This is a genomic window from uncultured Cyclobacterium sp., assembly GCF_963976465.1.
Taxonomy (GTDB): domain Bacteria; phylum Bacteroidota; class Bacteroidia; order Cytophagales; family Cyclobacteriaceae; genus Cyclobacterium.
This window is the reverse complement of sequence record NZ_CAXBOC010000566.1, coordinates 1-3,322: the sequence shown is the minus strand read 5'-3', so window position 1 is coordinate 3,322 and position 3,322 is coordinate 1. Positions and strand designations below refer to the sequence as shown.

1 protein-coding gene and 2 pseudogenes are annotated in these 3,322 nt (G+C 42.6%); all 3 read right to left on the bottom strand.

Features of this window, described 5'->3' with window-relative positions; translation table 11 throughout:
* Positions 1-815 (bottom strand): annotated as a pseudogene (locus tag AAC037_RS22255) (beta-glucosidase); the annotation flags it as partial.
* Positions 816-852: 37 nt separating this feature from the next.
* A pseudogene (locus tag AAC037_RS22250) lies at positions 853-2,721 on the bottom strand (glucoamylase family protein).
* Positions 2,722-2,874: 153 nt separating this feature from the next.
* Positions 2,875-3,322 (bottom strand): LamG domain-containing protein (locus AAC037_RS22245; protein WP_339905717.1); only part of this gene is annotated, 448 nt, incomplete at its 5' end.

Sequence of the window (3,322 nt, the reverse complement as noted above, 5' to 3'; positions counted from 1 at the left end):
TACCAGGTCCAATCCATTGCCTTCCAAAGTTCGTCTATCTTTAGGGCCAATGCTTTCTCTTGCTCATTGCCGTTTTTGTAATATTCCCTTACTGCCAAAAGGCCCTGCATCAAGAAGGCAGATTCAACCAAGTCTCCCCCATCATCATTGCTACCAAAAGGCTTCACTTTACCGTTTTCCCCATGGATCCAATGGGACCAGACTCCATGAAACCTGTCTGCATTTGCCAAAAAATCAACAATGCGCTCAAAACGCTTGAAACCTTCTTCTCTGCTCACCCAAGCTCTCTCAATTCCGGCAATCAGACCAAATAGTCCAAATCCTGTCCCTCCTGTGGTCACTACATTTTGGTCATTTTGGGGATAGTTTCCATCCATATGAATACGCTCCCTAGCCATTCCTGAATTGGGTTCAGCACCTTCCCAGAAATAACGAAAAGTATAATATTGAACCATGTCCAATAGTTCTTCATCTGACATGGAACGGGTAGCAACGGTAGCTTCTCCCAAACTCTCTGTATCGTCTTTTAATTGGGCTTCCACCTTATAAGAAAGTGTAAGCTCAGTTCCCAAATCATTGACAAAATCAAGGTAAATTGTATCTTTTATACTTGCTCTTTCCGTATAATCGCTGTCTTCCTTTTTAACGAAAACGGTATAAGATTCAGCTCCAAGCACAGGCTCCCATTGCAATTCTACATGCCTGGCATAGCCTTTGGCTAGGATCCTATTAGATGAGACCTCTTTTTCGGTGCAGCCTAAAACAAGCAGTCCAATCCCGAGAATAATAAAATATGCGTTGAATATCTTCTTCATTTTATTTGTATTTTAATGGCCAGACCATGTATCAATTTTAATAAGTAAATCCTAACTTATCCAGGCCTTCTTTCACCTGTTCATTTTTCATAAATTGATTCCATAATAATCCGCTTCTGTGGTTTTCAATCATAATAATTATTGGCCCCTGATCTATGGCCAGATAACTATCTGCAAACCAATTCTCTGTAAGGTTAAAGGCATCATAAAAGCCATATTCTCCCCATAACCTGTCACCCAAACTATAATAATAGAGTTTAAGTGCTTCCATAGAAGCTTCCGGGGTATAGGGCATGGCCGAAAGGGCTGCTGTTGGTGTCACAACTCCTAAATCATTTGTTGGAGAATGGGCACTATACCCTTCTTGGTTATCGCTGGCTGTGAGTCCCCACATTTCCGCACTGTACCCTACAAATCCCAAACTATTTTGTACTGCATAGGCCCTATGGATCTTACTGTGACTCACATTCTGATCCCAATAGTTTGCATATTGATCTTGAAGAGATCTGGGGTCTAAACCCAAAAACGAATAATGCTAATAAAACAGAGGGCCTCCCATCTCAGGCCCTAGAGGTAAGGTCTGATCGAAATAGGTTTTGCCATTGACGATAGCACCGGACCTGGCCCAACCTTGGTGGTACACCTCTGCGTCAATAGCATGGGTTGGAGAAGCTGCTGCCAAAACATATACAATCAAAGCCTCATTGTAGCCTGTCACAGGCAAGTTCATGTCCCAGGCATGATTGGGGGACCAATGCCAGAACAATTTGTTCTGACCTCCTCTGGTATACCAGTCCCATTCAACTTCCTCCCACAGCTCATTGATCTTTCCTATGATTTCATTTTCCTTTGTATTGTTGGGATCCAAGTATTCTTTTACCGTCAACAATCCTTGGATTAACAATGCCGTTTCTACAAGGTCTCCCCCATCGTCTTTGGGACTGAAAGGAATCACTTGCCCTGTATTTCCATTCAACCAATGAGACCAAACTCCATGAAATCGGTCAGCTTTAGACAAAAAATCTACCACTTTTCTCCACCTTTCCACACCTTCACTTCTACTGATAAAGCCTCTTTCTATTCCCACAATAAGAGCCATCAATCCAAAGCCGGTTCCCCCTGTGGTCACAAGATCTCCTGAGGTATTTCTTTCCCTGATCATGCCACTGTTCGGATGGGCAAAATCCCAGAAATATTTAAAGGTTTGTTCCTGAATAAGTGTTAATAAGGCCGAATTATCCAAAGCCGGAAACTTATTTTCTTCCGATTTCCCGGTATAAAATTCCAAGGTAAACGCTTCCAGAACTTTAGATTCACCGGCTTGAGCAAGGTCTCTGATTGTAAAGGTATGCCTCTTAAAATCCCCTAATTTATCGGCACTTTTTACAAACCAAGAGACATCATCATCCCCTGCCTCTAATAGCAATTCCCTGGCCACTCCATCTTGTGTTAATTCAAGGTGCTCCAATGTAAGGGCGGTAGGCTTAGAGAAAGTGAGTTTTAGGGAAAAGGAGACGGCCGCATTTGCCCAGCGGCGATTTCCAATCCATTCGGCGCCTTGGATCTCAAAATCCACTAGGCTTGAGGCTGCTGATTTGGTGGTATAGTTTACATTATAGCCCAAGAAAAGACCTTCCATGGTCCCATTGAGCCCCTGCTCTATTTCTAGCACATAGGTGGTACCGGGTTTCATCAAACCAATAATCTGAATCCTTACCTCCTTATTTTCACTGAAGAAGTTAAGATTAAAATTTACGGATTGGCCGGATTCTTTTTCCTTTAGCTGAATAGATTCCTCCAAATTGACCCGGTCAACTGCAGACGAAAAATATATGGTAATGCTTTCATTGGTCGCTATTCCCGAATTTTGATCGTAATCCTGATTTAAGACCAGAGAACCCACCATTACCTTTGTTACTTGCAAAATAGGCTGTTCGGCAGTTTCTTCCTGACAGGAAAAGGATAAAATAAGGATTAAAAAGCAGCATGTTATTCTAGACATGGGGTAGAAAATAAAAAATGGTAGCCTATTAAATCAGGCTACCATTCAGTGTACAGCTTAATTACTTTCAGTAGAAATAATCCCTTTAATTTCCTCTTGGCTCAATACGGTATCAAAAATCCTCAGCTCATCAATCAAGCCTGAAGTAGATAAATGACCCCAGCCTGCAAACCTGGGAGCTCCGGAGCCGACAGACAATAAATCACATCCGGTCCAATCAATACCGGAAAAATCATTTTGACTAACAACTTCACCATCTATATAAACAGTGGCTTGATCCGGACCAATAGTGAAGGCAATATGGCTCCATTCGTCGGTGCTTGGATCAATGTCAGCAGCAGCGCCGCCATCAAACCAACTTTCACTTGTGCCTGTCCCAATATTTAATTTTATCCGCTGCATGCCTCCTGCATTTTCTCTAAACAGCCTAAAGCCTGAAGTCCTATTGTTCATTGCCGTTGGATTGGCTTCATCTGGAGGTCCCATCACCAGAAGGCCAGCCCTG